At 34.9% G+C, this 6,245-nt stretch carries 4 protein-coding genes and 1 pseudogene; 2 read left to right on the forward strand and 3 right to left on the reverse strand.

The window, feature by feature from the left end; genetic code table 11:
• Nucleotides 1-98: 98 nt before the first annotated feature.
• Nucleotides 99-1,664 carry a hypothetical protein gene (locus AB1414_13590; protein MEW6608455.1) on the forward strand — a complete coding sequence of 522 codons (1,566 nt, stop codon included), beginning with the start codon at nt 99-101 and terminating at the stop codon, nt 1,662-1,664.
• A 34-nt stretch (nt 1,665-1,698) separates the two neighbouring features.
• Nucleotides 1,699-1,911 (forward strand): annotated as a pseudogene (locus tag AB1414_13595) (GxxExxY protein).
• A gap of 43 nt (nt 1,912-1,954) precedes the next feature.
• Here AB1414_13595 and AB1414_13600 read toward each other — a convergent pair.
• The 3 genes from AB1414_13600 to AB1414_13610 all read right to left on the reverse strand — a co-directional run bounded on the left by AB1414_13600 (nt 1,955) and on the right by AB1414_13610 (nt 6,123).
• Entirely contained in the window at nt 1,955-2,569 is a 615-nt protein-coding gene (locus AB1414_13600) for a molybdenum cofactor guanylyltransferase (protein ID MEW6608456.1), read from the reverse strand.
• Between the two features lie 158 nt (nt 2,570-2,727).
• Nucleotides 2,728-3,270 carry a GTP cyclohydrolase I FolE gene (folE, locus tag AB1414_13605; protein ID MEW6608457.1) on the reverse strand — a complete coding sequence of 181 codons (543 nt, stop codon included), beginning with the start codon at nt 3,268-3,270 and terminating at the stop codon, nt 2,728-2,730.
• A gap of 141 nt (nt 3,271-3,411) precedes the next feature.
• Complete coding sequence (locus AB1414_13610) at nt 3,412-6,123, reverse strand: UPF0182 family protein (GenBank protein MEW6608458.1); 2,712 nt, start codon at nt 6,121-6,123, stop codon at nt 3,412-3,414.
• Nucleotides 6,124-6,245: the final 122 nt, after the last annotated feature.

Consider the following 6,245-nt stretch of genomic DNA (forward strand, 5'->3'; position numbering starts at 1 on the left):
TGGCAAAAAAGGAAGAGTATTAGAGATATCCTTCGGATATGCAGATGAAAATGATATTGAGAGATATGAAGATATTTATGGACGGGAGTAAAATTTGTATGAAAAAGGAATCTAATTTAAATAATCTCATAAAAGAATTAATCTATAAAGTTAAGGATAAGGGATTAGAAGAAGAAAATCTCTGGGAGGCTGTTCGAGGGGCTTTATCACCAAAGATATTAATCTCTAATCTATCAGAAGCATTACGGACAACTTCTGAAGAGACAGAGTCTTTGTTATGCGAGTTAGGATTGAGTGATATTGTTGCCCAGTCTAAATTAGAAGATGTTAAAGATAGCATTTCATTTGAAGAAACCAAAGAAATTGTTCTTTGCGAAGATAGGGAACGATTAAATCCTTTTCCACATCTATTTTCAATAGAATCTGCACCGCCATTGAACAGTCCATTATTGATACCTAAAAATCTCTATTCAGTGGTAGTTGAACTCTTTCAAAGTAGTGCTGAAAAAACAATAAATGACCCTCTTGTAAAACTTTATCGGCAAGATGTTCTTAAATACTATAATGAGTATATGAGTCTTGACGCTCCAAAAGTTGAGCGTTATATTTTAGAGCATTTTAAATCAGGGTATCCACGCTATATCATTAATTCAGGGATTGGTGCAAATGAACAATTTAATCATCTGGTTTCATATATTAATAATAACAATCCCAACCGCAAAACTACCTGGCTAATTATAAACTCTCCCAGACAATTGAGTTTTCTTCCTCAGGATTCATCAGTTGAGAATACTTTATTTCTGGAATTTTCTCGCAGCGGCAAAACTGAAGAAACCATTAAAATTCATGAGTATACACCGAGAAATGCTTCTCGTATAGTGTTTGCGAATTCCGGTCCACTTCGTGAGATTGGACTACGAGATAATAATTTGGTGCTTTCACTTCCTGATGAAGTGTCTGGACGTTTTGGCCGAAATAAAACACCAATTTTACTTGCCCCAATGCATATCGCGGGAATGGATACGCTATCATATTGGAAGGAAATTGAAACTGCTATTCAATATTTTGATATTTCTAACCATTTTTCTCTACCAATGGTCCTGGCAAAATTTCTATACCTTCACCAATTGCTTAATAAAACTAACCATATTTACTTAGGGTGCAATGATGAATCTCTTTCTTTTTCGGCAGATGAATTTATTCAGTTCTGGAATGAAGGAGTCAACAAAAATGGTAATGATTTTCTTTGCTCACGCTATTTTGGATTACCACGCGATTCACATATGAATATCGAAGGGATTCTTGCTAACTATAAGACGAAAATAGGATTTTTTCTCCTTCGGACAAGTTTTTATAGTGAAAATCTTCCTCCAATGGTCTTGCGTAAAATTGACCCTATCAATCCTGCTCATGCTGGACTTCAATATGGAGATGAAGAGGTAATTCTTGCTCGGGCAAACTACACTCGTTTTGCTGAATTAATGCCAACCTTATTGATTAGTATCCCAGGTGGTCCAACACTTAGTCATTCGGCAATCCTTGGGCAATTATGGGCAGATACAACTTTCTGTTATTCTATTATGAAGCATATTGACCCGGGTTCCAATCCAGAGGTTAAATCTGTCCGTGACCGGTCAGCTAAACTTCTGGCTGAAAATTTGTAACCGTTCACCGCAGAGACGCAGAGGAACAGAGAAAAAAGGATTTAAATTAGATTGTGGATACCGGATAGATCTTTTAGTTGAAGAAAAAGTTATCGTAGAATTAAAAGCAGTCGAGCAACTACTTCCGATTCACGAAGCTCAACTTTTAACCTATCTAAAAATGATGAATAAAAGGATAGGTTTATTGATCAATTTTAATGTTTCTGTTCTAAGAGATGAAATTAAGCGTATAGCCAATAGATTTTAATTTTTTCTCTGTGTCTCCGCGTCTCTGCGGTGAATAGTTACACTTATTTTTCGAATTCATTAGCTAATCTTTTCGCCTTTAATAGGTCTTCTTTAGTATTAATATTAAAAAAGGCAATCTCCGGGATGGAGAATTTAAGGATTTCTTCTTCGAGGATATATTTTACCTTTAGTTCACTAAAAATAGACGAAATGGCAAGTTTTTCTTTTTCATTATCTATTTTTTGTCTGAGGACATCTAAACAGTTTTTAGAATAAATGGCATGAAGGGATTCAATGCCATTTTTTGTCTTAGGAATAATAATATCGGCATCGTCTGTCTGTTCTTTCATATATTTAATTAAATTAACACTAATAAAAGGCATATCGCTCGCAACCACAAAATTATAAAAATTCTTAGATACACAAAGTCCGGTGTAAAGCCCAACTAAAGGTCCTTTTTGAGGAATTATATCTTGAATAGTAATCACTGAAGGGTAGTTAGTGAACAATGGCGGGGGAAAATTAGTTTCATTGACGCAGATAATTTCTTCCAGACAAACTTCTTTTAATCTAGAAATAACTCGTTCAATAAGAGTCCTTTCACCTATTTTGAGTAAAGGTTTATTTTTATACCCTAATCGACTACCTTTGCCACCACATAAAATAATACCAGTCATTATTTCTTTCCTGTAACTATTTACCTAAATGAAGTCTAAGGTAATCGGTAATCAGGTAATCGGTAATCGGTAACAACCAATTAATCTTTTCCCTTTACCGATAACCTGATTACCGATAACTGATTACCTGAATTTCACTTTAGATGACTAAAATGTTACTATTTCTTTAACAACGATAAGAATTCCATTCGTGTAGATTGTTTCTGGCGGAAAATCCCAAGCATTGAGCTGGTAGTTATTTGTGAGTTTTGTTTCTGGACACCACGCATCATCATACACAAATGATATGCCTCGATGACTACACCTACGCCTAATGGGGTCAAATGTTCTTTTATTGCCTGAGCAATTTGCGTGGTAAGTCTTTCTTGAACCTGCAATCTGCGGCTGAATATTTCAACCAATCTCACTAATTTACTTAATCCAACTATCTTTTTATCCGGAATATAGGCGATATGGCATTTGCCGTAAAAAGGGAGGAGATGATGTTCACACAGACTATAGAAATCAATATCCTTAACCAAAACCATCTCGTCATAATTCTCAACAAAGGTAGCATCTTTAAACACATCTGCAACTTCTACCTCATAACCTGATGTCAGGAATTTCAACGATTCTTCTACCCGACCTGGTGTCTTTCTTAATCCTTCTCTATCAGGATTTTCTCCAAAAGATATAAGTAGTTGTTTGATTAATTCTTTTATCTCCAATTTCGCTACTCCTTTTTCTTTGGTAAATGGTAACTGGTAATTAGTTACCAATTACCAATTACCAGTTACCAGTTACCAATTACCAGTTACCAATTAACCGATTATTTACTTTTAATTTCGTGAAGCCCTATTACTCTATTGATGTTCTAAACGCTTAAGCACCTCTTTTAGTTTGCGTAATTCTTCTCCATAACCTGCCCAGTCACCCTGTTGCAAGTGTTTTTCTGCATTCTGAAAGTGTGCTGAGGCCTGTTTTGCCAATTCCTTAATAGATAACGGTTTTTCTTCTATTACTTCTTCTTTTGTTTCAATCTGGGCAGGCACTATCTTGCCACCAAAGATTTCCGCAAGAGCCTGTTCTAAGTTTTGTGCCATAACAATTTTATTACCAAAGCTAACAATAACCCGCTTTAATTCAGGAATTTTTCCTTGTTCTGCAACTAAATAAAGTGGCTCGACATAAAGAAGTGAATTCTCAATTGGAATAACCAATAAACTACCTCGATTGACATTAGACCCTCGCTGGTCCCAGAGTGATAGTTGTTGAGAGATTTCCGCATCTTGATTAATTCTTGCCTCAATTTGAGATGGACCGTAAATTAACTTTTCCTTAGGGAAAGTATAAACTAATAAATTACCATAATTAGGGGCATCGCATCTTGCGGCCAACCAGGCAATCATATTATCCTTACGAGCCGGAGTAAAAGGAATCATCAAAATAAACTCCTCCTTTTTCTCTCCTCGTAATTTCATAATGGTATAATAAGGTTCCATTTGCTGAGTAGTGCCTCCCACTATCTTCTTATGAATAGCCCATAAGTCCTCTTTATTATAAAATACCTGTGCATCCTGCATGTGATAAGCACAATACATCATAGATTGCACCGCAAACATATCTACTGGATACCTGATGTGGTTTTTCAAATCCTGAGGCATTTTATCTAATGATAGAAAAAGGTCTGGAAAAATTCTGGCATAAGTTTGAATGATTGGGTCGTTTGAATCACTAATATAAAACCACATCGAACCATCATAAGCATCTATTACAACTTTAACTGAATTACGAATATAATTACTCGCCCTGCCAATAGCCTTTTGATACATTGGTTCTGAATAAGGATACATATTCGTCACGGTATAACCATCACAAATCCAGTATAATCTTCCATCTGCAATAACCAAATATGGGTCATGGTCATAACTAATAAAAGGGCAGATTTTTTGTATCCTTTCTTTTACCCCTCGATAATACATTATCTTACTCTGGTTAGTAATCTCTGTTGAGAAAAGTATCTTTGGTTCTTGAAATCTTATGGCTAATAGTACTTTTCGAAACAAAGAACTAACTGGAATATCTCCCCTTCCTGTATAGGTTATATATACATTTTTATCCCCGGCAGGATAATCAAATTCTTTTGCATTAGTCCTGACAAAACAATATTCATTTGGTATTTCGCCATAATAAATCTGAGGTTTTTCCAATTTAAGGTCTGTCAGGCAAATTGGTGGAATATCTTTAATCATAAATTCAGGTAATCCTTCTTTAGAGATTTTATTTACCGGTCCCAAACAGACACCATAACCATGTGTGTAGGTCAGATGTTCATTCATCCATATCTTACTGGGTAAATGTTCATAAGATAATTCTCGTGGAGAAAGCATTACCTGACAATATTCACCGTTAATCACATATCTATCATTATCAACATCAACAAATTTATAATATGTTCGGATTTCTTGTAATTGTCCATAAGTGCTCAAAAGGGGCTCTTGGTCCCAGAGTCTAATATTTTTTATGGTCATATCATTTGCTTTCAAATCCGCTAATGTCAAGGTTTCTTGTGCAGGAAATTCTTTTATCTCTATTTTATTAAGATTATACGCTGACCGAGTATATTTAATATTTAGTTTTATATAAGGTTCTTCCATCCTTATTTCATTAGGAGCAACTTGAAGTCGTTGGATAACCTCAGGATACATCCTCCCACCTAATACCCAGATAACTAACATTAGTCCACATAATCCAATAGTGATTTTCCAGTTAGTAAAGAAGATATTCATTAAAAATGATATGCCGGTAATCAATCCAAGCACAAAAAGAATCTTTAGGACAGGTAAATAGGCATGAATATCTGTCCAACTTGCTCCAAAAACTACCCCTCTGGGTGAGTAAAGTAATTCATACATCCTTAATATTATGCCCAAACTTATCAATCCAAAGATTAAACTGGCTAATATCGAGATATGAATTTTAAATGCCGGGACAAACCGTAATCCTCCTGTCGTTATCCGCATTGCCCCTTCAAAAAGATAAATCCCTATGACTAACACCACTCCTAACCCAAGACTAAAACATAACAGTTGATAAACATACTTGATAAACGGTAATTTAAAAACATAAAAACTAATGTCTTTTGAGAAAAGTGGGTCACATAAATTGAAAGATGTCGGATTCATAAATTGGAGGTATTCTTCCCATTTATTTGAAGAGCCATAACCGACAAAAATAGCCATTAACAGAATAATAATTAATAAAAATTTATTTATAAAAGGGGCAAATTCTTCTTTGTGGGGTATTTCAAACAAATCTGGCTCAATAATCAATAACCTTCTTTTTGGAGAAAATAGTTTAGCTAAAAAGGGATTAATAAAGGTTAATAAGAAGAAGGAGATTCCACATATTAGCCCAATTAAAACTTTAGTCGTCAATATTTGGACAAATACAGATTGAAAACCAACACCGCCAAACCAAAGCCAATCCGTGTAAAGATTGACTGCCTGCCTTCCCAATGAACTTAAAATAAACAACAAAACTATTAACCCAACTACTATTTTTCTGGGATTCATTTTACCTTTGCCTCCTTTTTTTGGTAATTGGTAACTGGTGAATGGTAATGTAACCGTTCACCGCAGAGACACAGAGACGCAGAGAAGAAAATTAAAATTTATGGACGATAGGCTTAACATCC

The sequence above is a fragment of the bacterium genome (assembly GCA_040755795.1).
In the GTDB taxonomy this organism is placed as follows: domain Bacteria; phylum UBA9089; class CG2-30-40-21; order CG2-30-40-21; family SBAY01; genus JBFLXS01.